This is a genomic window from Corynebacterium sp. KPL4035 (assembly GCF_037908325.1).
Lineage (GTDB): Bacteria > Actinomycetota > Actinomycetes > Mycobacteriales > Mycobacteriaceae > Corynebacterium > Corynebacterium kefirresidentii.
Genome location: NZ_JBBMGF010000002.1, coordinates 50853 through 76829, shown reverse-complemented (window position 1 = coordinate 76829; position 25977 = coordinate 50853). Strand labels below are relative to the sequence as shown.

The following is a 25977-nucleotide window of genomic DNA, read 5'->3' as shown; positions in this document are numbered from 1 at the left end:
GCTTCGAACCAAGATTTGTGGGCAGATCTCGTTGACTTAGGACTGCTCAGCTTGAAGGAGTTCAGAAAATTTATAGGTACCTGTCACAACTGTATCCTGATCCATGAGATACATACGCTTTACCGCGATGACGATGGCCTCAGCAATATCGTCGCGGCGGGACGGATTGGTGAGGATCTTTATGTCTTCTGGGTTGGTGAGGTAGCCCAGCACGATCTGGATGACCGGCATTTGGGTCAGGCGAAGCAGATCCCAGGTGCGGCCGTGGTTGCCGCAGTCCAGCAGCTCGGTGCGTGCGACAATCTCACGCTGGATAAAGCCGGATAGGGTCTCACCAATAAGCGAGGAATTGCCGGATTCGGAACCGAAATAGAAGGTGGCAACACCATTGGCCTTCTCATTGGGGTAGGAATCACAAGCCAAAGAGATGACAATGTCCGCATCGAAGGCGTTGGCCAACTCCGCGCGGGACTTCACGTCCGCATCGGAGGTCCGAGGACGGGAGATGATGGTCTCCATGCCGGCGGCAATCATGCGTCCCTCGATGCGTTGGGTGAGGTCCCACAGGATCTCTTGCTCAGAAATATCACCAAAGCGTCCCTTGACCTGTTGGCCGGCGTCGCCGCCGCTCAAGGCGGGATCGATCACAACGCGCTTGCCCGCCAGTTTAGGGCCGGCGTTGCGCACGCGCTCGCGCTCTTGGATATTGTGCGCGGATCCGCCGGTGATACGGCGGCCAAGCAGACTGAGGGCGCGGATGGTGGCGGGACCGCATACACCATCTTCTTGCAAGCCACAGTTGTGTTGGTATTCCTTGAGCGCCGCGTAGGTATTGGTGCCAAAATGGCCGTCTACGCGCTGCTGGTAAAAGCCCAGCTCCTGCAGCTGTTGCTGGAGCTGCGAGATATCATCACCCACGAGCTCATTTGCGGGCTCGTAGGCAAGTACACGGCTGCCGAGCGTATACGAGGCCTGGCGCAGTTCGCGCAGGGTGAGATCATCGATCTCTCCCGTGGGCACGATGCCGCGCGATTGCTGGAAGGCCTTGAGGACCTCAGACAAATTGGCATCAAAGCTCTTGTCGCTCTCGGAGTACTTCTGCTTTTTCCACGCAGAAAGTTCCCCCTTGAAATCTGACAAGAGGCCGAGACGGGCCAAGGTGGCGCGAGCCTCAGCTACACGCACGCTTGTATCGCCGACTCGAAGAACGCGGTTCACGTCTTTTACCCCTTTCACAGCCCGTGTTTAGGGGCCGCATTTCAGAATTTCTACACGCTTAATCTAATAGGAATTAGATTAACAGTTAAAGTTGCTTTTTCACTTGCGCCACGATGTCATCTTTAGAACGCAGACCAACAAATTCGTCTACCTTCTCGCCGTGGTTGAAAATCAGCACGTTAGGGATGGACATGATCTGGAACATGGCACCTAGGTTGCGCTCTTCGTCGACGTTGACTTTGGCGATGGTGACCTCGCCGTCTAGCTCCTCTGCTACCTCTTCCAAGATGGGGGATAGCTTCTTGCAGGGGCCGCACCATTCGGCCCAGAAGTCGACGACGACGGGCTTATCGGACTCGATGACGTCCTTGCGGAAGGTATCGGTGGTTACTTTCTTGACGTTGCTCATACTGAATTAACGGCTTTCTGCGAGGAAATGTTCCGCATCAATTGCCGCGCGGCAACCGGAGCCGGCCGCGGTAATTGCCTGCTGGTAGTGGTCATCCACCAAATCACCGCAGGCAAAAACGCCAGGCTGGGAGGTCTTGGTGGTGGGTTGTTCAACTACAACATAGCCATTGTCATTTAGCTCGACCTGACCATTGAGGAAGGAAGAGCGCGGATCATGGCCAATTGCTACGAACATGGCAGTCACGTCCAAGGTAGAGGTCTCGCCGTTGGTGACGTCCTTGAGCTTGAGACCGCCAACTTTGCCGTCGGCTTCAATGACCTCTTCGACGACCTTATTAGTCTCCCATTTAATCTTCTCATTGGCCTGGGCGCGCTCCAGCATGATTTTAGAGGCGCGGAAGTTCTCGGAGCGGTTCACAATGGTGACGGAGTCCGCGAACTTGGTGAGGAAGGTTGCTTCCTCCATGGCGGAGTCGCCGCCGCCGATAACAGCAATATTGTGGTCCTTGAAGAAGAAGCCATCGCACGTAGCGCAGGTAGAAACGCCGCGGCCGGTAAGTTCTTCCTCACCTGGAACGCCAAGGTGGCGCGGGGCGGCACCGGTGGCGAGGATGACGGCGCGGGCCTCGAAGAACTCGTCACCCACGTGCAGCTTCTTAATATCGCCTTCTAGCTCTATCGAGTCAACGACTTCCATGCGCAAATCCGCACCGAAGCGGATGGCCTGGGCGCGCATTTCCTCCATCAGCTCAGGGCCCATGATGCCCTTTTGGAAGCCGGGGTAATTTTCTACCTCGGTAGTATTCATAAGCTCGCCGCCGTACTCGAAGCCCTCGAAGACAATCGGGTTGAGCTCGGCGCGTGCCGCGTACAGCGCGGCGGTATAACCGGCAGGGCCGGAACCTACGATGGCAACATCGTGGACGGTCATTGCTAACTCCCTTAAATCAGAGTGTGGTTTCGCGTAACGCCATGAGTCTACCCGCCACACTGACAAACGTCGGTATTAGCAAACTCACCCAATGGCCGCGCGTAGGACTTCCCTCGCTCGGGCGCAGCGGGATTTAATGGTGCCGGGCTTTACTCCTTGAGCAGTGGCAACTTCTCCGACGCGGAACCCGGCGACGTCGGTAAGCACCAGCGCTTCGCGTTGATCCTCGCGCAGCAACTGCATGGCTTCGCGCACCGCCAGCTGCTCCGCTAGGTTTTCGGAAGGATTATGCGCGAGCAGCGGGTTGCGATCGTCGTCGAAGTCCTCCGTATCTAATGAGGCATTTTCCCTATTCGAGCGATGGTTGAGGTAGTCATAGCCAGAATTTTTCACCAGCCGGTGTAGCCAGGTTGATAGCGCGGATTCGCGGCGATACGAGTGCAGGTTGCAGCTGGCGCGCAGGAAGGCTTCCTGGACCACATCTTGGGCATCGTGATCGTTTTTGGTGTAGCGGCGTGCCACGGTGGTCAGCCGCGTGCGGTGGCGTTCCACGATGGTGGAAAAGGCCTTATTATCCCCTTCAATGAAAGCATCAACTAATTCTTCGTCACTGCGGTCATGACTCAGTGTCATATGTAGATTCCCCCCGGATCAACAACTGTTAACCACAGTGTGACCCGAGGGGAAGCAGAGCGCGAGCGCTGGACAGTACAGTCTATTGACCAGCCCGCACGCGAAGCGTGCGCCGCAGATTATCGCGACACTCGAGCAGCACGCGGCGCAGTGCTCCTGGCAGCTCACGGTGCAGCAGACGGGTGGTGGCGTCGTCGGCCATGGGCAGCTGTGGATAGAAGCCGCGGATGAGGCGGTTGGCAATCTCAATCGGGTGCGCGGCCCAGATCTCTTCCACGCGGGAGAAGAATTCCTCCGCAAAGGCCTCCTGCAGTGCAGCTGAGCGCGGGGCATTGAATCCGGCGACCAGCGCGTCTACCTCGGCATTGGAGTAGGCGCCCGGCGTGAGCGCCTTATCGAACGCGGCACGCTTGGTCTCTGGCGTGGGGAAAGCGTGGCTGGCTCCGAGGAATTCCGTAGCGCCGGTCAGCGTATTATCGCGCTGTTTTTCTTTCTCCAACTCGTCTAGTTCTACGGCATTTCGGGCGGCGAGTGCGCGCAGGATGGACCAGCGGATTTCGGGGTCCAAGCGAAGGCCGGCAATGTCACCGGAGAGCAGGGCCTTAAGGCGCGCGGTGCCTGATTCCTCCGGCGTTGCGGCGAGTGCGCGGATGGCGGCGCGAGCGAGTACAAGCTGGGCGTCCGAGGCTGGTTCGGCCTCGTCCAGATGGCCCCAGATCGCCTCGGCATAGTCGGTGCGGACCTGCTCGCGGTCGGCTTCCGAAACATAATGGGCAATCGCAAAATTGGCATTTGCGCAGGCAGTAGCCAGCAGCGTCGTGTTGGTCTCGTAGGCTTCGTGCTTGACGACGACCCCCACATAATCAATCGCCGACATTTCCCCATCGCGGGTGAGGTTCCATAGTGCGGTCCAGATGATAGCGCGGGTGAGATCATCTTCGATTTCGGTCAGGCGGTTCCCTGCCGTTTCTAGGGAGGTGTCGTCGAAGCGGATTTTGGCGTAGGTATGGTCGGCGTCGTTAAGCAGCAGCAATTCTGGGGCCGGAAGGCCGGCCGCCTCATCGATAATGGTGCGGGTGGTGTCATCGCCGGCGGGGAGATCGATGTCGATCTCGCGATACTTGTGTAAGTCGGCATCAAAAAGCGAGGCGGTCAGGCGGTGTGGCCGGCAGACGTCCTCGGCTTCTGCAAGGATGGCCAGCTCCGCAATCTTCTCGCCTTCGGTGTGCAGCTCCGGGATGAGCGTATCTGGACCCCACGTGCGCAGCCAGGCTTGCGACCAAGCATCAAGATCGCGGTCTGTGTGCTTTTTTAGCGCCTTCAGGAGGTCATCAAAGGTGGCGGCGGCAAAGGCGTGCTCCTGGAAGTAGTCGCGCGCCCCAGCGTAGAAATTATCGCGACCGACATAGTGCACCAGTTGCTTGAGCACCGCCGCGCCCTTGGCATAGGTGATGCCGTCGAAATTCTGGCGCGCGGCATCCACATCTGGGATTTCCGCCTTGATTGGGTGCGTGGTGGGCAGCTGATCCTGCAGGTAGGCCCAATTCTTGCGGGCGCCGGCAAAGTTAGCCCAGGCCTCGGTGTACTCGGTGCTGTGCACAGAAGAATCCGCGCCCATGAACTCTGCGAAAGACTCCTTGAGCCATAGGTCATCCCACCACTGTGGCGTAACCAAGTCGCCGAACCACATATGGGACATCTCGTGCAGGATGGTATTCGCGCGGCCGGCATGCTGCGCGCGGGTGGCGTGGGAGCGGAAAATGTAGTTCTCCGTGAAGGTGACGAGACCAGGGTTTTCCATCGCGCCGAGGTTGTATTCGGGCACAAAGATGGAATCGTACTTGCCCCACGGGTAGGGGTAGCCAAAGTTCTGGTGGAAAAAGTCCATACCCTGGGCAGTAAGGTCCAAGATTTCCTCGTCGAGGTACTCAAACATGGACGCGCGCGCAAAGGCGCGCAACTGTGCCGAGTGGCTGCCATCCGGGGCGGTCCACGTGCGCTCTTGATACTGATAAGGGCCTGCCGCAAAAGAAGTCAGGTAGGTCGACAGCGGCGGTGTCGGCGCGAAGGTGACAGTGGCGAGATTGTCATCCTCATTGCGCTCGACTTCTGGTTGGTTAGAGAGGATCTGCCACTGCTTTGGTGCGGTCATGCGCACGTGGAAGACGGCCTTGAGATCCGGCTGCTCGAGGCAGGGGAAGATGCGGCGAGCATCGGAAGGCTCGAGGTGTGAGTACAGGTAGGTCGCGTTATCGGCCTGATCGTGCATGCGGTGCAGGCCCTGGCCGGTGCGCGAATAGCGAGAGTGACTGATGACCTCGATGGTCAGCTCCTCCCCTACCGGCACGCCGTGTAGCCGGATGATGCTGCCATCAAAGTCCACCTCCTGCGGGGTGCCATTGACCTTTAGCTCAGCGACCGATTCTCCCAGGTAATCCAGGAAGAGCTCGGGCTCATTGCTGGTCAGCTCGAGGCGGGTAGTCACGCGGTAGGTGGGGCTATCGAGTACCTCCGAAAGATCAAGGTGGAGGTGATAGGCGCGCAGGTCCACCGCTGCTGCGCGTTCTTGGAGCAATTCGTGCTGCGTCTTATTTTGTGGTGCGGTCATACTTAGGAACTATAGTTACCTCCGTCACGTAGGGTGCGGGGTTGGGGTCCTAAGTTCCGCTGCCTTCTAGGAGCAAAATACCCAGCGGTTATCGGGACCTCGCTGTGGACCTGTTGGATCAGTTTTGCCTATCCCACACTCTGCAAGTGGCGCAAGATGTCAGTGACCATCAGCAAGCGTTACACCACACTAAAGGACACAACCACTGCGCTGTCACTCTTTTGCCTATTTGGTATTTACAGTCCCTTTATTTTTAGCTGACCGATTTTAGTAATCTAACCAAGAACAAGACTAGGAAAATAATCCCGCAGGCTGTAGCGGCAATGAACATTTGTTGAGCTTGCTCGAGCAGCCGTGTTGCCTCGTCCAATGCATCTCCAGTGTGAATATAGGTCAGTGCATTGTGGGTTGCATTAAATCCGATGGCGAATCCTACACAAGTTATTAGCAACGCTGTCAGCTCGAGTAGCTGAAGAAGTAATTTCATCTGTTTAACCTATGTGGTGGCACTGCTCACCCCGGAACTTACCAGCGATGTACAAGCGCGCACATTGCTGCGAACCTGATTTTACATAAACATTATGTGGTCCATTGTCGGCCACGGCTCCAAAACCGCAACCTGTGTGGGTTTTGCCGACAAAAGTACGGTGGATTTGTGCCCCGTTGCGATTTTGATAGTCGACTCGCCAGTTGCAAACAGTTGAAGGGACTCGATACTGCACTCCTTCATTTTCAATATGGTTCCGAGAGCCGATTATCCTGTGCTGCAATTCTCCTGTGGTGACTTTGAAATTGTTTCCTTTATAGGTGAAGCCAAACCCGTTGATTGGTTGATATCCAGAGGCGCTGAGGGGTTGAATTGCTTTCCCAGGGGTGCTGTTTTCTTTCGGCACATAGTTATACGCTGTAGGGTCAGCACTTTGGGCTTCGCCTCCCTCAATAACCTGGTAAGAGGTCTTTTCTTTAGGAGGAGCAGCTTTTACATCGGTGGCATCGGCTTCCCCTACTGATGTAACAGCAGATACAGCAACCAGCACGGAAACCATTAAGAATTTTTTAATCATATGAAAACTATGTCACTGCTTCTTGTGCTCCGCAACTTCTGCAGCATGGTTTGTGTCACACTTAAGCATCATCTGAGACGGCCCACTTCTCGCCCTAGTGGGGTTGCCTGCAAATCGTGGACACGTTGTAGGGCTACCTAGTGGTTGGGCGGCTATTTCTTTTTTGCTGGTGGTTAGACCAATCTGCTTCTCGAGGTCGACGAGGCTGACCATCCCGAGTGTGGAGTGCCGGCGGTCTGGTCCAGTCGCTGAACGCTGAATTGCGTAAAACCACCCGTAACAGGGGGCAACTCCCGAACGACACTGAGGCGCTGAAAGTGCTGTGGCTAATGATCTCCAACATCGAAGACAAGCGCGCTGTCCAGCGAGCGGAGAAGGCGAAGCACAACATTGAATGCAACAGCTTTATTGAAGGGATGAATGCCACCGGGTGGAAATAATCCATCAACCAACTAGCCGTCGCTTGCCCCGACCGATTCGCGGACCACTTATAAACCAAACCCCGCACACAAACAACTTGACACGCTCACAACGAGCGACTTGCTCAGCACGGGATTGCCGCTTCCACTGGGACGGTTGGTGGCTTCTATGACAATGCTCTGGCTGAAAACGTTAACGGCTCCTACAAGAACGAGCTGATCCATACCCGAAGGTGGGATGACGTTGTCGAGGTAGAAATCGCGACGTTCGAGTGGGTGTCATGGTGGAACGAGACAAGGCTCCACCAAAGATTGAGATACCGAACCCCGGTCGAGGTGGAAACCGAATTTTGGAAGCAGAACCCGCCACAGGCAATAATAGAAATCAAGGCAAATGCCTAGGAACAAAACTCGGGGCACTTCACCTGGGTATGCATTAAAAGCATATTCAATAAGGTTTTCTTCATTGTTTCCCGAAAGTGCCACTTTGGTTGCCCCTGCCACAGACGGGGTGCCAGCCTGCGCTGCGCTTAGTGCAAGTTGGTGAAGATGGATGCCTCCGACCTATCAATCCATGCTTGGCGTCTTCAAACCCTTATGGCGTGAAACTGCGCGCGGAGGTGGGCACTCTCGTCTCAGCACGCAAGATTTGCGAAAGAACCTAGTTGCCGCCTCAGGTGCACAGTATGGTGGGCCTCACGACTAGATCTAAAGACGTGCAAGAAAATAATCGTCCGAAAAAATCAATAACCTCGGCGATTTACTCCTACTTTCGTAGTGCAGGGATCGTTCCGAGGCTTTCAAGATAAAGACTAGCATTTCCATAATGAGTAATCCAAGGTCGACCCCCGTACCGCTATCGCAATGGTTTTCATCCGCGCGGATGAGCCGGTACGCCGATCACCCCACGCCAGAGACGCTATATCTTTGGAATACTCACCTCACGAAGACCTATCTCGCTGACATTGAGCATGTTGAAGTGCTTCTTCGAAATTGCATTAATATTGCCCTAACCAGAAGGTACGGTGACCGATGGTTTGATGACGATCGAATACCTTTCAACGTTGCAGCAAAGAAGAACATCCGCAAAGCGAAAAGACGAGCTGGAGGAGAAGGGGCCCTACCGGGAAAAATCATTGCTGAACTCAGCTTCGACTTCTGGCGTTACCTTTTAAGTAACCACTATCAAGCAAGCATCTGGCCTCAGGTAAAGAGGGCGTTGAAGAAACCCCCTGATAGCAGACAGCAGTTCGAAGAGCTTGTAGTCATTGTTTATGAAATGAGAAATAGGTGCTCTCACCACGAATCAATCGTTCAACAGCGCGATAGAGCCCGTGAAGTCGCACATCTCGACTCCGTTGATAACGCTATCCAAGAAATAGCGGGTTTCATTGATCCTCATGCAGCAACATGGATCAAGAACAATTCCAGAGTCTCCGCTTTACGAGCACAGCGCCCTTAGGCCCATATCGCAGTGCAAAGTGGGAAACTGAAACCGTCATCATAGTTGGTGTGCATTCTAACTATTTTCCGTTGAATCATGCCGCCGCCTCGTTCGCTAACATCCAAGGATTACTTTTCGCTAGGCAAGGAACGACGTTTCAAGAAAGTCCTCAAGACTCCAATAGTCAGGATCGAACCAAGCAACGCCCTCGTCGACTTCGATTGTGACTAAGTGGTCAGGCAATAAGATGAGGAAATTATTTGTCTCGGTGCGGATTCCTTGGCGTTGTAGCTCTTGTGCGACTCGTTCAGTGCTCTTCTGTGCGGTCTCGGCGGGGCGACGATTAAGGTCAACGCCATAGAAAGTATCCGCGATTGGTACCTCCATGTACTTCATTTCAACGGTGACGCACTTGCCATCCTCCACGCAGCACAACATTTTCCATGAAAATTACTTTTTATGTCTTCATGTTCACGCTGAAATGCCTTCCCAAGGGTAAGGAGTGGCTGTACCGCTATATCGGAAGACGACGAAAAAGCCCGCAGCCAGAAGGTGGCTGCGGGCTTGGAGAAGCTTAATGCTTCTAGTGTGTCTGGGGCTACGGGTCTACTGCTTGATAGCGGAGACCTCGAGCTCAATCTTGATCTCCTCGGAGACCAGCACGCCGCCGGTCTTCAGCGGAGCGTTGAAGTCGATGCCGAAGTCCTTGCGGTTGATCTTGGTGGTTGCCTCGAAGCCCAGGCGGGTATTGCCAAATGGGTCCTCAGCGGTAGCAACATCTTCTACATCGAGGTCGACGGACTTGGTGGTGTCCTTGATGGTGAGGTCACCGGTTACGGTGCCGTTGCCATTCTCATCAACGTTGAGGTTGGTGGCCTTGAAGGTGATCTCCGGGTACTGCTCTACTGCGAAGAAGTCCTCGTTCTTTACGTGTGCATCGCGGTCATCGTTGCCGGTGGTGATGGAAGCGGTGCGGATGGTTGCCTCAGCAGCGGACTCGGCGATGTTCTCGGCCACGGTAATGGTGCCCTCAAAATCGGCGAAGTTGCCACGGACCTTGGTGACCATTGCGTGCTTGGCGACGAATCCGATAACGGTGTGGGCTGGGTCTAGTGCGTAGGTACCTGCTGCGAGGGACATAGTGAATACTCCTAAGATTGTTGCTTGCGTTACACCCCACAGTGTACGCACTACTCCTAAATAGTCAACACTTGAAGTAACAAAGTTTAGAAATCGCAGCTCATGGAGTTTTGTGTTGAGGAAAAATAAAAATTAAGGCCGAACTGAAGGCGATTTTCTTCAGTTCGGCCGTTATTTCATGGACCGCAATGTGGGTTCACGTATCCGAAGTTTTCCTAGGGCTGTCCAACGAGCCCAATGTCTGCGATGGTTGCCTTATTGGACTTGGGTAGCTCGGTGATCATGAGCAGCAGCCCGTCGAATTGCTCGGGGGTTTTCTCCAGCTCGATGTCTTCCTTGCCGTTTTTGAACTTGCCTCTTGCCAGTTGGTACAGAGAGCCGGCCTGTGGGTTTTCTGGGTTGAAGCGGTCACGATTAACGCCATAGACGGCATACTTCGCCCCAGTCGAATTGGATTGCACCACCGGCAAGACTGCGAAGTGCGTTGGCGAATCCACAGTGACGAGGATGCCGGTGTCCTCCTCTTCGGTGGACCAGGTGGTGGCCGTTTTGCCGTCGATAAGCGCAGCGTCGTCCTTGTTATCAGGGACGGTAATCGCAGAGGAAGGCTGGAGACGCACCGGCGGGGTATCCGGAATGTCCGTGCTGCCGTGGATGGTTTCGCTGACCGGGTTAGGCGCCTCCACATTGCTGAGCAAGGACATGATCCAGGTGGTGAGCGCGGCCATTGCCACGACGAAGATGGTGGCGAAGATACCGATGACGATGACGCCGGAACCGGAATAACCGCGGCCGCCGAAGCCAGGCTCTTGGGCCGGGTCATCCTCTTGGGCCGGTTCTTCTTCTGCCTTTACCGGCAAGGCCTCGGGTGCTTCCTCCGGTTCCTCCGGTGCGAAGTCGTGCAGGCGCTGGGCGATGCCGGCCAAGGTCAGCGCTTTTGCCTCCTGCAGCTGTTCCATCTTTTCCTCGCGGCTGTCCTCATCAGCACTATCGAGGGCAAAGTGCGCGTCCTCGACGCGCTGGGCGGCCTCGTTGGCCGAGAGGTTGGCATCTTCAGAAATATCGCGCAGCTTCTTCGGCGAAGGCTCCGTGGACTCCACGAGCAGCTCCAGGGCGGAGCTGAGGGCCTCGCGGTCGGTGGCGGCGGAGGTGCCATCCAGTACGGCGGGGAAGGCCACCTTGACTACACCGTCGGTAGAAACGCGGAAGCGGTCGCGGTGTTCCACTCCGAGGATGAGGCCGGCATCGTGGGCAGCGGCGGCGTCAGCAAATAGCGGCGCAGTAGCACGAGCCACAGAATGGGGGTCGAGGTTATCGGCCTCAGCCACCTGCTTGAGGGAGGTGCCCTCGAACCAATCCGCCACCACCAGGCAGCCCGTGCGGTAGGACAGGACTTGGATATTATCCGCCACGGTATCGAGCTCCAGCTCGGCAAGGCGGCGGGTATTGCGCGAAATCTCGGCGGAGCGGCGGGCGGCAACTCCCGGAGTCGATGGCGCAATCGGTGCCAGGCTATTGGTATCGACGAACGTCAACGCGACTAGGCGGCCGGTGGACTGCTCGCGTGCTTGCCAGAACTGTGCACCGGTGACCGCACCGTGATCTTGGAGCAAGCGGAAGCGACCATCCGATACCGGGGCGCCCGGCACGAGGCGTGGGCCGCGGACGATACCGGCGGACATTGGTGGCGGTACCAGGGTGGCATTGAAGGCATCCTGGGTGAATACCGGCCGGATTTCCGGCACGTCGGGCTCCTCCAGCTCGATAGCCTTGGAGGAATCGACCTTGATGAAGCGGGACATGCCCGGGATGCGCTGCAAGGCGCGGGCCAGGTTCTGGACCTCCGGCAAGGAGGACTTAGAGAGCACCAGGCCGGTGGCGATGAGGAAGATGACTCCAAGCACCGCGACCTTGATCAGCGAGACGATGGAGGGCAAATTCTCTGGAAGGAGGTAATTCACGCCCCAGTACAGCACCCAGGAGACAACCAAGCCTACGAGACCGGCACCAGAAGCCCACAGCACGGTCTGCGTGACGGCTTTGCCGCCGAGGCTGCCGAGCTTGCGCTTGAGCAAGAAGCCACCGATGACCGCACCGGAGACGAAGCCAAAGCCATTGGCCGTACCGAGCAAAATCACCACGCGGTCCGGGTTGGACGTCATCAACGGGGCCAAAAGCGTAAGGACGATCTTGGTCAGCGTGATGCCGGCGATGATGAAGGTCGGCGTCCAGGCTTCCTCGCGGGCATAGAACACGCGCAGGTGCAGCAGCACTAAGGCATACGGGATGAGCGTGAAGGCGGAGAAGCTGATGGTCAGGCCAAGCTGCTCGGCGCTCTCGGCGCCGTAGGCACCGTATTGGAAGAGGGCTCGGGCAATCGGTACACCAAAGCCGGTCATGAAAATGACGATGGGGATAAGCGCGATGAAGGTCAGCTTTGAGCCCAAGGTCAGATCGCGGACTACGGCATCAACATCGCCGTCGGCGGCGTTGCGGGACAGGCGCGGCATGATGGCCGTCAGCAGCGTCACGCCGATTACGCCATAGGGCACCTGCAGCATGAGCCAAGCATTCTGATAGACCAGTGGGGCGCCGGCATCCGCATAGGCGGCTACGCGGGAGGTGATCACGTAGCCCAACTGGGAGATAGCCACATAGGTGATGATGGCCAGAGCCATGCCACCGAATTGCTTGATGCGGGCATCCAAGCCCCACTTGGGGCGCAGGTTAATGCCGGCCTTTTTGAGGTACGGCAACAAGATGAGGCATTGCACCATCACCGCCGTGGTGGTGCCCAAGCCCAATAGCATGACGTGGGGATCGGCTACCGGGGTGGGCTCGTGCGGGTCGAGCTGGCCGGGCAGGAAGCGATAAGCCAGCAGCACGCTAATGGAGATGACGTTATTGACTACCGGCGCCCACGCACCTGGACCAAAGATATTCTTAGTATTAAGAACGGCCTGGAAGAGGGCGAAGAGGCCGTAGAAGAGGATCTGCGGCAGCAATAAGAAGGCCAAGGAGGTTGCCTGCACGGCATTGGCCTTGGAATCTTCCGGCAGCATCATCCTCGTTAAGAAGGGTGCGAGCACCACGGAAGCAATGGTGACTATGCCCAAGATGGAAAAGGCCAGGGTAAATAGCCGCCGGACAAAGGTCTCGCCTCGGTCCGTGTCTTCTTTTTCGGCGCGTACGAGAACGGGCACGACCAGAGAGGTCAGCACGGCACCCAATACGATCTCGGTGACGAGGTTGGGGATCTGGTTGGCGCTACTAAACGCGGTGCCCACCGTGGCACCGAGAGTGGCGCCGATGAGCATCTGGCGCAGGAAGCCGGTGACACGGGATAGCAGCGTCGCGATGGCCATCGTGCCCGTCGCGCGGATGACGTCCTGATTGGATGATTCGTTTTCCGCGTTGCGTCCGGTGAGCGCGGACTTGTCCTCCTCGGGAGGAACGGTGGTGTCCTGCACCGCGGGCGTGGGGCGCTTTTCTGGCACCGGAGCGGGAGGAGAGGCGCGGACGATTCGGCCGCGGGCACCCGCTGGGGCGGGGTGCTCTGCCGGCACGGCGGCATCCTTCGGGTCAACTACACCCGCAGGTGACTTCTCCACGTGTTCGGCCTCGCGGCCAGTTTTATCAGTCATAGAGGATACAACTTCAACTTACTTTTTAAGCCTTTGTGATTTTTTGCGCCGATGGCGGCCTAGCCGGAAGAGAGTGGCGAGGACCAGCGCAAGAGCGCCGGCTATGCCGACGCCATACACGCTTACGATACCGGCACGCGTTTGCACAGCGATACTGATCGGCTCCGAGATGGTTTGCTTTTCTGGGGTGGCAAGCCACAGGCCAATGTCTGTGCGATCGACGTCCTTAGGCATATCGGCGGTCATGGATACAGTAATAGAGCCCTTGGCCGGAATACGGACACTCTTGGGCGTGTTGAGGCGCGCGCCATCGGGGGCATCGTATTGCAGCTTGGCCTCCACCGGTAGCGGAAGCCCATTTTCTGCCACGATGAGCAGCGGCGATGACTCGGATACGCGGGTATAAACATTGCCCGGTGGGATAAGCGCCACAGAAGATCGCAGATCGCGCAAAGTATTCGAATGCACATCCATCGTGTGGGTGAACCTTCGCCGCGCTTCAGCATTGCTGCCCAAGCTATCGCGGTTGGTCAGCGAAAGCGCGGCCAGCAAATCCCGGCGCAAAGGCAGGACGAATTCATAGGGAGTCAGTGCGATATCTGGATCATCGACCATGATATTCATCAGCTCATCGGTATAGCGGGCCTGCTGCTCCACGCGGACGATATCGGATTCGGCGAAGGCGGCGGGATCACTAAAGGGGCTGCCAGGCAGTGACCCCGGAACGGCGGTTTCCTGCTTGAGGCTGCCGACGGTACGCGCATGGGACTGGCCGGAATCGATGAGCGCTTGGGCGGAGTCAAGCGCGTATTCGGCGGCGCTGGGATCCAAGTAATTGGGCAAACGCGCCACGGTGTCATCGCTAGCGGCCAAACGCAACGCGGCGCCGCCGGTGATGGCGCGGGAAAGTTCGGAATCGAGCGAGTAATCGTAGCGTAGCTCCGGGTTGGAATAGCCCACCGTCTGTGGCTTGGAGCCGGTTTGGGCTAAAAGGGCGCCCAGGGAGGCGTCGAAAGTCACGGCGTGGCCAGGCCACGAAGTATTATCAGCCACCAGTGCGGGCAGGGGCAGTTGTTGATCCACATAGCCGGAGCCAACCGCGAGGACAGAGGTTGCTGGCTTGGTGCCGAGGATTCGCTCGATGGTGTGGTTGCCGCGCTGCAGCCCCTCGTAGGTAAGGAAGGGATTATTCGCCTTGGCCACGGATGAGGCATTAGCGTTTGCCCACGGCATAGACATAAAGCAATCGAGTTCACGCAGGCGCTTGAGCCAGCGGGCGGCATCCTCTTTGCCAGTGCCGGGTTCGAGGTGCACATCGTCGTTGTTATTGAACCACGAATCACGCAGGCGCTTAGGACGCTCCGCCTGAGCCGGGCGGGCAGAGCCCACCTTATAGCCCTCCGCCATGCGGTTGACCGTGTCCAAGAGGGCGGGATCGATGGCTACGCAGCCTGCCCCGCGCAGATCGTGGTCCGCATAGGTGCTCACCAAGCGATCGAGCCGGCCGCCCTCAGCCAGCTCGGTGGCTAGCTCATCGGAGGCGAGAATAAGGTCTTCTCCCCCAGCGCCGCCTGGTACCGAGTCGATATCGGCGCTAATGGGATAGACCACGGTGAGGTCGTGAGGTTTGGGCTCCGAGGGGGCATCGCCAAGCGCCTGCTTCTTTCCCTGCACCTGGCCTATTAGGCGTTCTTCCGCAAAGCTGACCGCTTCGCCGCCGACAGTGCCGGTGAGGGTAAATAGCAGCGGATAGGCGCCGGCGTCTTCGATGGCTAGGGTCTGCTCGCCGTGTAAGGAGGTGGGAACCTGGAAGGTAACCTCTCGGGTTTCGCCCGGTTGCAAGGGCGCGGTGGTGGTGCTGGGGCCGTAATACGGGAATTCGCCGGTGGCCAGCTGCGTGCGAGCCTGTGCGGTACTCTCCACGGCATCGCCACGGCGGCTGGTCAGCTGGAGGTCTTCCATGGCTTCATCGGTGGGATTGTGCACCTGGAAGGTAAGTTTCAGTTCCTTGCCCACGGTGAAGGGTTCGGCCTTGATGAGATCGAGAGTGGCCCGCTCTGGTCCGCGCGCGCCCAACCATGCCTGGATATCCTGCTGTTTTCCCGCAGCCGAATCCATCTGCGCGGCGGCCTCTGGCAGCGGCAGGCACAATCCCCACCCCGCTACCGCCAGGCAGCCGCCCACGGCGGCCCAAGACTTCAGGCGTTGGCGCATTACCGTGGGGTCACTTTCCCCGCGGCGGCTTCCTTTCGTGCGAGATCGGGAAGGAGATCATGCGCGATGCGCGCCAATTTGCGCTCGTCGGCGTAGGCCAAATGCTCGATGAGTTCAGAGACGGGAATCCATGCGACCTCGGTGACCTCCGGATCCTCATCGTTCATGATGCCGTCTACAAAGCGCAGCAAGTGATGGTGCACTGTTTTATGGATGCGTACCCCATCAGAGACGAACCAATAATCAATCATGCCGAGGTCTGCAAAAACCTCTCCGGAAATGCCGGTTTCCTCCCATACCTCGCGCTCAGCGGTGACTTCTTTGGCCTCGCCATTTTCTACGTGGCCTTTGGGCATGGACCACAGCAGGCGTCCGCGACGGTCGAGGCGGCCGATGAGCGCCACATAAAGCCGGGAAAGATCTACCTGGCCAGTGGCATCGACGCACTCCGCCAAACCAGAGACAACAAGGCCGCCGGCGGAGGTTTCATCGCGGGTTTCCATGGCCGTGGATTGGCCATTGCCACCGCGGTAGGGCCTGCGCTGCTGAGTGCTGCGGCGCGCGCGATTATCCGGCCGGCGGCGCCGCCTGCGCCGGGACCGGTTACGGTTGCGGCCGCCTCCCTTAGAGGGGCCCTGTTCTTGGTTAGTCATCCCTGCCAATCGTAGTAGACTCTCACCCGTGAATTTTCAGGACACTCAGCTAATTGGCGTTCTTGCCCGCGCGGAATCCACCGTCTCCTCCCTCAGTGACCTGCTGGGCGGTTTGGTGGAGAAATTTGCCGCCCGTGGTTATTCGCTCTACCTTGTGGGCGGCTCTGTGCGCGATGCGCTTTTGGGCCGCTTGGGAAATGACCTGGACTTTACTACCCCGGCCCGCCCCGAGGTGGTCAAGGAGATCCTCGATGAGTGGGCCGAAACCGTGTGGGATACCGGCATAGACTTCGGTACCGTCTCCGCGGCCTACAAGGGCCAGCAGATTGAGATCACTACCTTCCGCTCCGATTCTTATGACGGCCAGTCCCGCAATCCGGAGGTGGTTTACGGTGACACCTTGGAAGGCGATCTTGTCCGGCGCGACTTCAAGGCCAATGCGATGGCCATTGAGCTGCTTGCCGACGCCTCCTTTAAGTTCCACGATCCCCTCCACGGCCTCCAAGACATAGCTGACCGGGTGCTCGATACTCCGGATAAGCCGGAGATCTCCTTCCACGATGATCCGCTCCGCATGCTGCGTGCGGCTCGGTTTGCCTCCCAGCTAGAATTTCGCGTGGCCGATCGCGTCGTGGAGGCCATGCGGGATATGGCTGGCGAGATCCAGCGCATCACCGTGGAGCGCGTGCAGGTGGAGCTGGATAAGCTCATCTGCGGCACAGCCCCGTGGGATGGCATTGATCTACTGGTATCTACGGGAATCGCGGACTATATCTTCCCGGAGATCCCCGCGCTACGCATGACCGCGGACGAACACGCGCAGCACAAGGACGTCTATGCCCACTCGCTCAAGGTGCTAAGCCAGGCTATGGATCAAGAGGAAGATGGTCCTGATCTTGTCCTGCGCTGGGCGGCGCTGCTGCATGATATTGGCAAGCCGGATACCTTCGATAACACCGATGGCAAGGTCTCCTTCCACCACCACGAGGTGGTGGGTGCCAAGCTCGCCCGCAAGCGCCTGCGGAAGTTGAAGTATCCCAAGGCCACCACGGAGGCCATCGGCCAGTTGGTTTATTTGCACATGCGCTTCCATGGGTTTGGGGAAAATCAGTGGACTGATTCCGCCGTGCGCCGCTATGTCACTGATGCCGGCGATCTCCTTCCCCGGTTGCACAAGCTGGTGCGCGCCGATTGCACCACCCGCAATGCCAAGAAGGCCCGTCGCCTCCAGCGCACCTACGATCAGCTCGAGGAGCGTATCGAAGAGATCGGCCGCAAGGAGGACCTGGCCCGCGTGCGTCCAGACCTCGACGGCAACGAGATCATGGAAATCCTCGGCCTTAAGCCTGGCCCTGAGGTGGGCCAGGCGTGGTCTTATCTCAAGGAGTTGCGTCTGGAGCATGGACCCCTCGAGCGCGAGGATGCGATTGCGAAGTTGCGCGAGTGGTGGGATTCTAAACAGTGATGTTTGCCGATAGATTATTCAACGCCCTCGAGCGCAATGACCCCGCCCCCGGCCAGCTGCTCATCTCCGCTCCGGGCATGCTTTCGCCGGAATTCGCGCGTTCCGTCATTCTTGTCATTGAGCACAATGACATGATGACCTTCGGCGTGGATCTGACCAAGCGCTCCGAGGTGGCGATTTTCAATGTGCTGCCGGAATGGCTTCCCGTCGTGGCCAAGCCGCAGGCGCTGTATATTGGCGGCCCGCTCAATCAGCAATCCGTCGTAGGGCTCGCGCAGACCAACCAGGGCGTCGATCCGGACAAGCATGACCGACTTACCCGCCTCGCCCCGCGCCTCGCGCATGTGGACCTGCGTGCCGAGCCAGAAGAGATAGAGCCCCTGGTCTCGGGCATGCGCATGTTTGCCGGCTACGCCGAGTGGGGCCCAGGCCAGCTCGAGGAGGAAATCGAGGCCGGCGAATGGTTCGTCTCTCCGGCCCTTGCCCAAGACGTTATTACGCCGGGCCCGGCCGACCTCTGGTCCGATGTTATGAAGCGCCAACCCATGCCATTGCCGCTGTATTCCACTTACCCTGTCAACGTAGAAGACAATTAATTCCTATCGAGCTGCAGGCAGTGGGCTACACTAGCCCGCATGCGTGAGGATATTGCACAAGGCTTGCGGGATACCTGGGCCGCCGCCATCGGCCTCATTCCCCTTGGCCTAGCCTTCGGCCTGCTCATGGTCCAATCCGGCTTCAGTTGGTGGTGGACGCCTATTTTCTCCATCGTCATCTACGCCGGCTCGATGGAGTTCCTCGCCATTTCCATGGTCACCGGCGGCGCCACAGCCGTGGCTTCCCTAGTTACCGGTTTCATGGTGAACTTCCGCCATATTTTCTATGGCCTCACCTTTCCCCGGCACCACATTCGTTCACGGGTGGGCCAGGCTTATTCCACATATGCGCTTACCGACGAAACCTATGCCATCGTCTCTTCCCTCCCCGCCGATGAGCGCCCGAGTGGGAACCAAATACTCACCATCCAAATTTTTTGTCAGGCTCTGTGGGTAGGCGGTGGCATTGTCGGTGCTCTCGCCGGCCAGGTGATTCCCTCTACCGTGCAAGGTATGGAATTCGCCCTGGTGGCGCTCTTCGTCGTGCTGGCGATGGATTCCTTCCGCAATAACCAGGATTTTTCTTTGCCCTTAAGCGCGGCGATGGTGGGAATCCTCGCGGCCGCCTTTGCTCCTGGACAACTCCTTATGGTGGCTCTCAGCGTCTACTTCATCCTGCTCGTTATTCGGTACCTATCCCCACGCGTCGATGCCGCTTTTAGCTTGCGTAGGCGAGACGACCTGAAGCGATTCCGGGAGGAGTGCTAAATGCCCGCTGTTACCCTTGCTTCTATTGCGGCCGTCCTGGTTCCCGTCGGCCTAATTACCGTAGTACTACGCCAACTTCCTTTCTCCTTTGTGAAATGGATGAAGGATAGTCAGTTCTTTTCCTTGCTCGGCATGATGATGCCTGTCGGAGTGATGACTATTTTGGTGGTGTATACCGTGCACGGGCAGGCCGGCGCCCCCGGTGGTATTTGGGCGGCTCTCCTTGGCGTGGTGGTCACCTTCCTGCTTCACCTGTGGAAGCGGGAGTCAGCGCTGTCCATTTTCGGCGGAACCGCCTTCTATATGCTCCTCGTCAACGGAGTCTTTTAGCCCTTGCGACTCTTATAGGCCGAACTTGGCGGTGGCTTCGGACCACAGGGCGTCGAACCGAGACTGGTCCACGTACTGCGCGCTAATGTCCGGAAAATCATCATAGGTATCCGGGTGAGGAACAACCTCTTGCGGCTGATCTACGTTTCCCGTGGAACTAGTTGGTGTTGCTACCCCGACGATGACATCCGAGGGATCCAGTGCAATCATGCGCACCATGCGGCAGCTGCTTGCATCGCGCTCTTCCATTTCCGCCATGTGGATCGCTGAGCCCACGCCGGGCACGTTCAATTCGGTTCGTACGTACAGGTAGTTCGTCATGGCTTCTAAGTGTAGCTACGTGCTAGGACGCTGCGCGTAACGGGCCGCTAGCCACGAGCACATCATCAACTGAACCTGGTGATAAATCATCAACGGGAGGATGAGTAGGCCAAGGGATGCGCCGCCAGAAGCGAAGATGACCGACGCCATTGGCAGTCCCGTGGCTAAAGACTTTTTCGATCCACAGAACTCGATTGCAATGGTGTCGGCGCGATTGAATCCCATCTTTTGGCTTGTCTTTCTGGTGAGCCACAGCATGAAGGCGACGAAGGCAGCAGCGAACACAACTAGGAAAGCCAGATCCCACAGGGAAATAGAGGACCAAATTCTGTCCACCATACCCTTAGAAAAAGCGGAATATACCACCATCGCGATTGAGCCGCGGTCCACGACTTTAGTGGCCTTGCTTTGCGCAACCTTCCCCACCCAGCGCCGAGTAAGCTGACCTAAAACAAATGGCGCCAACAATAGGAGGGCGATTTCGCCGAATACTGACGTATCGATGTGAACTTTTCCCCCAGGCCCCATCAGGAGCATGACGAGCAATGGAGTGATGATTACTCCCACCAAGTTTGAGGCGGAAGCCGATACGATCGCGCCGGCCACGTTCCCCTTCGCGATTGAGGTGAAGGCAACCGAAGACTGCACCGTGGATGGAACCAACGTGAGGAATAAGATACCTAAGTACATGTCGTGCGATACGACAGCGGTGAGTGGCCGCAGTGCTATGCCTATTAGCGGGTAAACCACAAAGGTAAAGGCGAGAATTGTGAGGTGTAGCCGCCAGTGTTTTAGTCCGTTGAGGGCTTCTTGAGTGGAAAGCCTCGCGCCATACAGAAAGAAAAGTAGCGCGATGGCTACGTTTGTTAATTGGCCGAATATGTCAGCAAAGCTCCCGTGGGCTGGTGCGATTGTCGCAATGATGACCGCCAGGATAATGAGGACAATAAGCGGGTCGGGCTTCTTCAAACGCTGCAGCATGCTAAGAGTTTAAACCCGATTCGTCTTCACATGTTGCAGATACTCGGGCCAAGAAGACACAACCCGTGTAGTTTCACGTGAAACCACACGGGAAATGCACTCTAGGCCGTGGCGACGTTAGAGCCGTCTTGATTAACTTCGAATTCTTCCAATGGATCGCGCCCTGGGCCGGAGATTACGCTTCCATCGCTGAGATTGTAGGAGGTGTTGTGTGCCGTGCAGGTTGCCGTCATGCCATCGATCTCGGTGATTGGATTACCCTGGTGGGGGCACGTTTGGGAGTAGGCCTTAAACTCGCCTTCCTTGGGCTGGGTGAAGATCACGCCATCGACAATCTTAGCGGAGCCAATCGGAATCTCGGTCGCCGCAATTTCTGCGGACGGAGAGGAGCCACAGGCCGCGGCGTAGGCGCCTGCAAATGTGGTGGCGGTTCCAAGCAAGAACATTCGACGAGAGCACTTAATCATGCCTCTACTCTAGCTTGTCGGTCTTGTGTATTATGCCGTTCCCGTTTGCCCGGTTGAAATTATAGTTTCACGTGAAACTCTGAACTTAGTCAGCTAGGAGTCCCTCCCACGTCTCCGGAGAGCCATCGGAGGTAGCGATAAGTTCATAGGTACCGGAGTCAATTCCTAGATCGTCAACGATGCTCTGTGCAGATTGCTGTTCGTGTGCTTCTGCTACGGACGTCGTTACCTTGTGGTCTTGCTCAGCGTAAGCGCCGATCACAAAAGTTGAAGCGGCGATGGCCGCCAGGGCGGTACTTTTCTTCATGCACTATATTCTGCCCTTCCGGGGGGCTGGTTGCGCTTTTGCCTGTCAGGGTTCCATGACACCTTTACGTAACCTCTACCCTCTCTCGCAGAAACTGGACAGCAACGGTAAATCAACTATTTGTTTATCCAAGTATGGGGTCAATCAAGAACACGGGATATTGAGAAATTCGACAGTTACTAAAAACACACAACACGCGGCCCTTCCTAATACCGTCACGGTTACTAAACATAAGTGCTTGTGGATGCCCTCTATTCACATGGGATAGCTACAAAAATTCCCCTTCTGGACGGAAGATGAATCTTTCTCCAGAAGGGGTTGGTTGCGCAGCAGTGCGTGGCTACCTGTCGGATTCGCGAGCGGCGTGACGGAGCGCGTCTACATCAACCTGGGGGGCGGATGCTGCGGTGACCTCTTCCCCACCGCAACCGTCGGAACCACAATTACAGGATTCTCCACAACCCTCCTCATCCGCGTGTGCTTGTTCGTAGAGGAACGCGGCACGTGAGCCGAGGTTAGAACCGATGGAGAGGGCTAGAACAGCGGCCACAAAAGTAAGAACCGGGATGAGCCACATCCAGCCTTGAGCACGAAGCGCGACGATGCCGCCAAAAACTAGACAGACACCGCTAAGGATCCAGAATGGTCCAGCGACGCGATGGGCATTGTCCCATGCTTCACGAGACTTGCGAATTTCCTGTAGGCGCAAGCCGATATAGCTGTTTCCAGGTAGGCGCTTGGTTGAGGCCAAGGCTCCCACGACGATAAGAAAGACGGCGAGGATTAAAAAGATGATTCCCACAGCGATCATGTACTTAGTTTAACCTTGTAGCGCCAAGATAAAAATCGCGGCTGGGGCGAGTGTTCTGAATATGCCTCCGGTCGGGTAGTATGCATTTAAGGTCAATCGATAGATATTGAATCGACCGTTGCCTCTGTACCGCGCTGTTTCACCTTGAAATTGTTTACCAAGGGGCGAAACACCCGATTTGATTGTAAGTACATGAATCTCAAGAAACTCTCGGAATCTTTACTGTTCCGCATCATCGTCGCCATCATCCTTGGCGTGGTGGTGAGCCAATTCGCGCCAGAATGGTTTGGCCGAGTATTCGCCACCTTCAATGGACTCTTTAGTAACTTCCTCAATTTCTTTATTCCGGTCCTCATCTTCGCGCTTATCGCCCCGTCGGTTGCTGGTCTGGGGCGGGGAGCCGGAAAATGGTTGGGTGTTACTGCAGGCATTGCCTACGGCTCAACGATTGTTGCGGGTCTTCTTGCCTACGTACTTGCGCACTGGCTCTACCCCGCAATGCTCAGTGGTCAGGATCTGATTACAAATGTCTCCGATATCGATGAGGGCGCACTCACTCCGTACTTCGAGGTGGAAATGGCGCCGCCTTTTGAGGTTATGACGGCGCTCTTGTTGTCATTCTGCATCGGTGTAGCGATGACTACAGTGAAGTCCGATACCTTGTATGCGGTCACAAAGGAATTGGAGAGCGTAGTAGTCAAGGTCATTTGGGGCTTTGTAGTGCCAATTCTGCCCTTCTATATCTTCGGCATGTTCTTGGGCCTGGGCATGAATGGCAATTTGGGCTCGGTGCTCTCGGCCTTCGCCAAGGTCCTCATTCTGGCAGTTGTCATGACTCTGGTTTACCTGGTGCTTCAGTACATTATCGCTGGTGCAATTACCGGCAAGAATCCTTTCAAAGCACTGCGCAATATGGTGCCGGCATACTTCACCGCACTGGGAACCTCCTCCTCCGCCGCCACCATCCCGGTGTCTTTGGAGTCCACCTTGAAGAATGGCATTTCGAAGCCGGTTGCAAGCTTCGCTATCCCGCTGTGCGCGACCATTCACCTCTCTGGTTCCATGATTAAGCTGACGCTCTATGCCTTTGCGATTGTGTACATGGCGAACCTGGATATTAGTACGAGCACCGGGCTTGGTTTCATCTTCTTGTTGGGGATCATGATGATTGCGGCACCAGGTGTGCCTGGCGGCGCGGTCATGGTCGCAGCTGGACTACTGGCGGACATGATGGGCTTTGACGATGGCATGGTGGCACTGATGATCGCGGCCTATATTGCAATCGACTCGGTTGGCACTGCCGCCAACGTTACTGGCGACGGCGCCATTGCGATGATCGTGGACAAGTTCGCAGGCGACAAGAAGGGCCCTACTGAAGAGGAACCTGCAGAAGCAACCGCGTAGAGGCTTTCTTAATTCGGACCCCTTCTCAGCTGCTGATAGCTGATAAGGGGTCCTTCTCGTCTTCAGGACTACTTTTGAGTCGCTGCCTTCATACGAGCTACATACGCGGAGAGTTCTTTATGCAATGCATTCTCATCGGAAATGCGGCCTGGAGTTCCTTCCACTGGCCTGCCTTCCGCGTCTGTTTCACGTGAAACGTGGCGATCAATAATCTTGGTGATTGCGGAGCCTGTAATGGCCCCCGCTGCCCCAGCGGTCACGGCATCGCGCACGTGTTGCGGCTCGGAAATGCCGAATCCCAGCAGTACTGGAGGTCCGTCGAATTTATTGATGTTGGCGACGACATCTTCGAGCCCAATAGTCTCAGATTCCTTTTCGGCACCCGTGACTCCATCTCGTGATACTGCGTAGATATAGCCGCGTGAGCTTTGAGCGACGCCCTCCAGGGTGTGCGCAGTTGCGCGGGCCGGGGCGATAAATATTGGATCAATACCGGCTTTTTCTGCTGCGGCGATGAAGGGAGCGCCTTCGCGCACGGGGACGTCGGGAAGCAAGATGCTGTCCGCGCCCGCTTCTGCAAACTCGGCGTAGAAGCGGTCGAAACCCCGAGTGAACGCCACATTGCCGTAGATGAGCATGCCGATGGGAAGCTCGGGAAATTCCGCGCGGATTGTTCGCACCTGTTCTAAGGCGGAATCTACGGTGGCGCCGCCGTCGAGCGCGCGAAGGTGGGAGGCCTGAATGGTGGGGCCGTCGGCCACTGGGTCAGAAAATGGAACGCCTAGCTCCAATGCATCGGCTCCGGCCGCGACGACGGTTCGCACGATGGCCAGCGTGTGCTCCGGCGTGGGATCGCCCAACATGAGGAATGGGACGAAAGCGCCCTCTCCCCTGTTGTGTAGTGAGTGGAATAGGTCTTCGAATCGGCTGCTCATTAGTTCCTCTCCTGGAGCTTAAATTCTGGGTGGTTCTCAAGGGTGTGGCGAACGTAGTCGATGTCCTTATCGCCGCGGCCGGAAAGGGAGACCAAGATGGTGATGTCCTCGTCCTTACGCTTCAGGGCGTAGGCCAACGCGTGAGAGGATTCGAGGGCCGGAATGATGCCTTCCTTAGTGGAAAGAAGCTGGAATGCTTCGAGTGCTTCGGCGTCAGTAATGCCGACATATTGCGCGCGGCCACTGGCGTGTAAGTGCGCGTGCTGTGGTCCTACACCTGGGTAGTCGAGTCCGGCGGAAATCGAATAGGATTCTTCCACTTGGCCGTCCGCGTTGCGCATGAGGTAGCTGCGGGCGCCGTGGAGAATGCCAACCGTACCGTTGTTGATGGTCGCACCGTGCTTGCCGGAGTCTAGGCCTTCGCCGCCAGGTTCGGCGCCGACGAGTTCGACTTCCTCTTCTTCAATAAAATCTGCGAACATACCGATTGCATTAGACCCGCCGCCGACGCAAGCCACTACAACATCCGGTAGCCCACCGGTGCGCTCAAGCATCTGGGTCTTAGCCTCTTCAGAAATGACCTTGTGGAACTCTCGGACGATGGTTGGGAATGGATGGGGTCCGGCCGCGGTACCGAGGAGATAGTGGGATTCATGGAAAGTGGCGGTCCAATCACGGAGGGCTTCATTCACCGCGTCCTTAAGAGTTCCGGATCCGGTGTCGACGGCGACGACCTTCGCGCCCATCAGCTCCATACGGAATACATTTGGCTGCTGTCGGGCCACATCTTTCGCGCCCATGTAGACCACACACTCGAGATCCAGTAATGCGCAAGCAAGTGCAGTAGCGGTGCCGTGCTGGCCCGCTCCGGTCTCCGCAATAATGCGTGTCTTCCCCATCCGCTTTGCTAGCAGTGCCTGGCCGAGAACTTGGTTCGTCTTGTGTGCTCCACCGTGTACGAGGTCCTCACGCTTGAGGAAGATGCGCGCCTTGCCTCCGAGGTTCCTCGCCTCTGTAATTGGCGTGGGACGGCCGAGATAGTCACGCAAAAGCGCGCTTAGCTCTTTGCGAAAGGCTGGGTCGTTTTGTGCATCGATAAAAGCCTTCTCAAGTTGGTCGAGTGCTGGGATGAGGGATTCGGGGACGAACTGTCCGCCGAATTCACCAAAGTATGCCGGAAGGAGCGTTTCACGTGAAACTGTCATCGTTCTCT

General features: G+C 57.0%; 25 protein-coding genes and 2 pseudogenes. 8 read left to right on the top strand and 19 right to left on the bottom strand.

Annotation, left to right across the window (positions count from 1 at the left end):
• Positions 1–36 precede the first annotated feature (36 nt).
• The 7 genes from WMP96_RS02130 to WMP96_RS02100 all read right to left on the bottom strand — a co-directional run bounded on the left by WMP96_RS02130 (position 37) and on the right by WMP96_RS02100 (position 6865).
• Complete coding sequence (locus WMP96_RS02130; RefSeq protein WP_023020191.1) at positions 37–1218, bottom strand: N-acetylmuramoyl-L-alanine amidase; 1182 nt, start codon at positions 1216–1218, stop codon at positions 37–39.
• Positions 1219–1303: 85 nt separating this feature from the next.
• Complete coding sequence (gene trxA / locus WMP96_RS02125) at positions 1304–1627, bottom strand: thioredoxin (RefSeq protein WP_023020190.1); 324 nt, start codon at positions 1625–1627, stop codon at positions 1304–1306.
• A 6-nt stretch (positions 1628–1633) separates the two neighbouring features.
• Positions 1634–2560 carry a thioredoxin-disulfide reductase gene (gene trxB / locus WMP96_RS02120; RefSeq protein WP_023020189.1) on the bottom strand — a complete coding sequence of 309 codons (927 nt, stop codon included), beginning with the start codon at positions 2558–2560 and terminating at the stop codon, positions 1634–1636.
• An 84-nt stretch (positions 2561–2644) separates the two neighbouring features.
• Positions 2645–3193, bottom strand: coding sequence for an RNA polymerase sigma factor (locus WMP96_RS02115; RefSeq protein ID WP_023020188.1), 549 nt, complete (start codon positions 3191–3193; stop codon positions 2645–2647).
• Between the two features lie 82 nt (positions 3194–3275).
• Positions 3276–5801, bottom strand: a complete 2526-nt coding sequence (pepN, locus tag WMP96_RS02110; protein ID WP_340432064.1) for an aminopeptidase N — start codon at positions 5799–5801, stop codon at positions 3276–3278.
• Between the two features lie 253 nt (positions 5802–6054).
• On the bottom strand, positions 6055–6288 hold the full coding sequence (locus tag WMP96_RS02105; RefSeq protein ID WP_301716420.1) for a hypothetical protein: 234 nt from the start codon (positions 6286–6288) through the stop codon (positions 6055–6057).
• A gap of 4 nt (positions 6289–6292) precedes the next feature.
• Positions 6293–6865 (bottom strand): hypothetical protein, encoded by a 573-nt coding sequence (locus WMP96_RS02100; RefSeq protein WP_301716419.1) that lies wholly within the window; start codon positions 6863–6865, stop codon positions 6293–6295.
• A 242-nt stretch (positions 6866–7107) separates the two neighbouring features.
• On the opposite strand from WMP96_RS02100, the pseudogene WMP96_RS02095 reads away from it, so the two are divergent.
• The 3 genes and pseudogenes from WMP96_RS02095 to WMP96_RS02090 all read left to right on the top strand — a co-directional run.
• A pseudogene (locus tag WMP96_RS02095) lies at positions 7108–7305 on the top strand (IS256 family transposase); the annotation flags it as partial.
• 114 nt (positions 7306–7419) lie between these two features.
• Positions 7420–7686: an integrase core domain-containing protein gene (locus tag WMP96_RS11720; RefSeq protein ID WP_366918349.1), complete on the top strand. Its 267-nt coding sequence runs from the start codon at positions 7420–7422 to the stop codon at positions 7684–7686.
• Positions 7687–8110: 424 nt separating this feature from the next.
• The gene (locus tag WMP96_RS02090) at positions 8111–8746 is read left to right on the top strand and encodes a hypothetical protein (protein WP_301716418.1); all 636 of its coding nucleotides are present in this window, start codon (positions 8111–8113) and stop codon (positions 8744–8746) included.
• Positions 8747–8866: 120 nt separating this feature from the next.
• On the opposite strand, the gene WMP96_RS02085 is transcribed toward WMP96_RS02090, so the two are convergent.
• From WMP96_RS02085 to WMP96_RS02065, 5 genes and pseudogenes are all read right to left on the bottom strand, one after another.
• The gene (locus tag WMP96_RS02085) at positions 8867–9166 is read right to left on the bottom strand and encodes a hypothetical protein (RefSeq protein ID WP_301716417.1); all 300 of its coding nucleotides are present in this window, start codon (positions 9164–9166) and stop codon (positions 8867–8869) included.
• A 168-nt stretch (positions 9167–9334) separates the two neighbouring features.
• The gene (locus tag WMP96_RS02080) at positions 9335–9868 is read right to left on the bottom strand and encodes a YceI family protein (RefSeq protein ID WP_248100268.1); all 534 of its coding nucleotides are present in this window, start codon (positions 9866–9868) and stop codon (positions 9335–9337) included.
• Between the two features lie 215 nt (positions 9869–10083).
• Positions 10084–13512: a murein biosynthesis integral membrane protein MurJ gene (murJ, locus tag WMP96_RS02075; protein ID WP_301716416.1), complete on the bottom strand. Its 3429-nt coding sequence runs from the start codon at positions 13510–13512 to the stop codon at positions 10084–10086.
• Positions 13513–13530: 18 nt separating this feature from the next.
• Positions 13531–15726, bottom strand: a complete 2196-nt coding sequence (locus WMP96_RS02070) for a DUF6049 family protein (protein ID WP_301716415.1) — start codon at positions 15724–15726, stop codon at positions 13531–13533.
• Positions 15726–16364 (bottom strand): annotated as a pseudogene (locus tag WMP96_RS02065) (NUDIX hydrolase); the annotation flags it as partial. The pseudogene WMP96_RS02065 and the gene WMP96_RS02070, both read right to left, overlap by 1 nt.
• 43 nt (positions 16365–16407) lie before the next feature.
• Here WMP96_RS02065 and WMP96_RS02060 point away from each other — a divergent pair.
• The 4 genes from WMP96_RS02060 to WMP96_RS02045 are packed head-to-tail and all read left to right on the top strand — an operon-like array spanning position 16408 to position 19538.
• A complete protein-coding gene (locus WMP96_RS02060; RefSeq protein WP_301716414.1) occupies positions 16408–17844 on the top strand; it encodes a CCA tRNA nucleotidyltransferase in 1437 nt (478 codons plus the stop codon).
• Complete coding sequence (locus WMP96_RS02055) at positions 17844–18440, top strand: YqgE/AlgH family protein (RefSeq protein WP_301716459.1); 597 nt, start codon at positions 17844–17846, stop codon at positions 18438–18440. The genes WMP96_RS02060 and WMP96_RS02055 overlap by 1 nt, the downstream gene beginning before the upstream one ends.
• 39 nt (positions 18441–18479) lie before the next feature.
• The gene (locus WMP96_RS02050) at positions 18480–19208 is read left to right on the top strand and encodes an AzlC family ABC transporter permease (protein ID WP_301716413.1); all 729 of its coding nucleotides are present in this window, start codon (positions 18480–18482) and stop codon (positions 19206–19208) included.
• Positions 19209–19538, top strand: a complete 330-nt coding sequence (locus WMP96_RS02045; protein WP_301716412.1) for a branched-chain amino acid transporter permease — start codon at positions 19209–19211, stop codon at positions 19536–19538. It abuts the gene before it with no gap.
• A 12-nt stretch (positions 19539–19550) separates the two neighbouring features.
• Here WMP96_RS02045 and WMP96_RS02040 read toward each other — a convergent pair whose 3' ends face one another.
• From WMP96_RS02040 to WMP96_RS02020, 5 genes are all read right to left on the bottom strand, one after another.
• On the bottom strand, positions 19551–19859 hold the full coding sequence (locus WMP96_RS02040) for a hypothetical protein (protein WP_301716411.1): 309 nt from the start codon (positions 19857–19859) through the stop codon (positions 19551–19553).
• A 15-nt stretch (positions 19860–19874) separates the two neighbouring features.
• Positions 19875–20840 (bottom strand): bile acid:sodium symporter family protein, encoded by a 966-nt coding sequence (locus WMP96_RS02035; protein ID WP_301716410.1) that lies wholly within the window; start codon positions 20838–20840, stop codon positions 19875–19877.
• Between the two features lie 101 nt (positions 20841–20941).
• The gene (locus WMP96_RS02030) at positions 20942–21307 is read right to left on the bottom strand and encodes a Rieske (2Fe-2S) protein (RefSeq protein ID WP_301716409.1); all 366 of its coding nucleotides are present in this window, start codon (positions 21305–21307) and stop codon (positions 20942–20944) included.
• Positions 21308–21392: 85 nt separating this feature from the next.
• Entirely contained in the window at positions 21393–21614 is a 222-nt protein-coding gene (locus tag WMP96_RS02025; protein WP_301716408.1) for a hypothetical protein, read from the bottom strand.
• Positions 21615–21954: 340 nt separating this feature from the next.
• A complete protein-coding gene (locus WMP96_RS02020) occupies positions 21955–22425 on the bottom strand; it encodes an SdpI family protein (RefSeq protein WP_301716407.1) in 471 nt (156 codons plus the stop codon).
• A 192-nt stretch (positions 22426–22617) separates the two neighbouring features.
• On the opposite strand from WMP96_RS02020, the gene WMP96_RS02015 reads away from it, so the two are divergent.
• Complete coding sequence (locus WMP96_RS02015; RefSeq protein ID WP_340432053.1) at positions 22618–23829, top strand: dicarboxylate/amino acid:cation symporter; 1212 nt, start codon at positions 22618–22620, stop codon at positions 23827–23829.
• A 68-nt stretch (positions 23830–23897) separates the two neighbouring features.
• Here WMP96_RS02015 and trpA read toward each other — a convergent pair whose 3' ends face one another.
• Together trpA and trpB are read right to left on the bottom strand one after the other, a co-directional pair.
• On the bottom strand, positions 23898–24764 hold the full coding sequence (gene trpA / locus WMP96_RS02010) for a tryptophan synthase subunit alpha (RefSeq protein WP_340432051.1): 867 nt from the start codon (positions 24762–24764) through the stop codon (positions 23898–23900).
• Complete coding sequence (trpB, locus tag WMP96_RS02005; protein WP_301716404.1) at positions 24764–25969, bottom strand: tryptophan synthase subunit beta; 1206 nt, start codon at positions 25967–25969, stop codon at positions 24764–24766. The genes trpA and trpB overlap by 1 nt, the downstream gene beginning before the upstream one ends.
• Positions 25970–25977 lie beyond the last annotated feature (8 nt).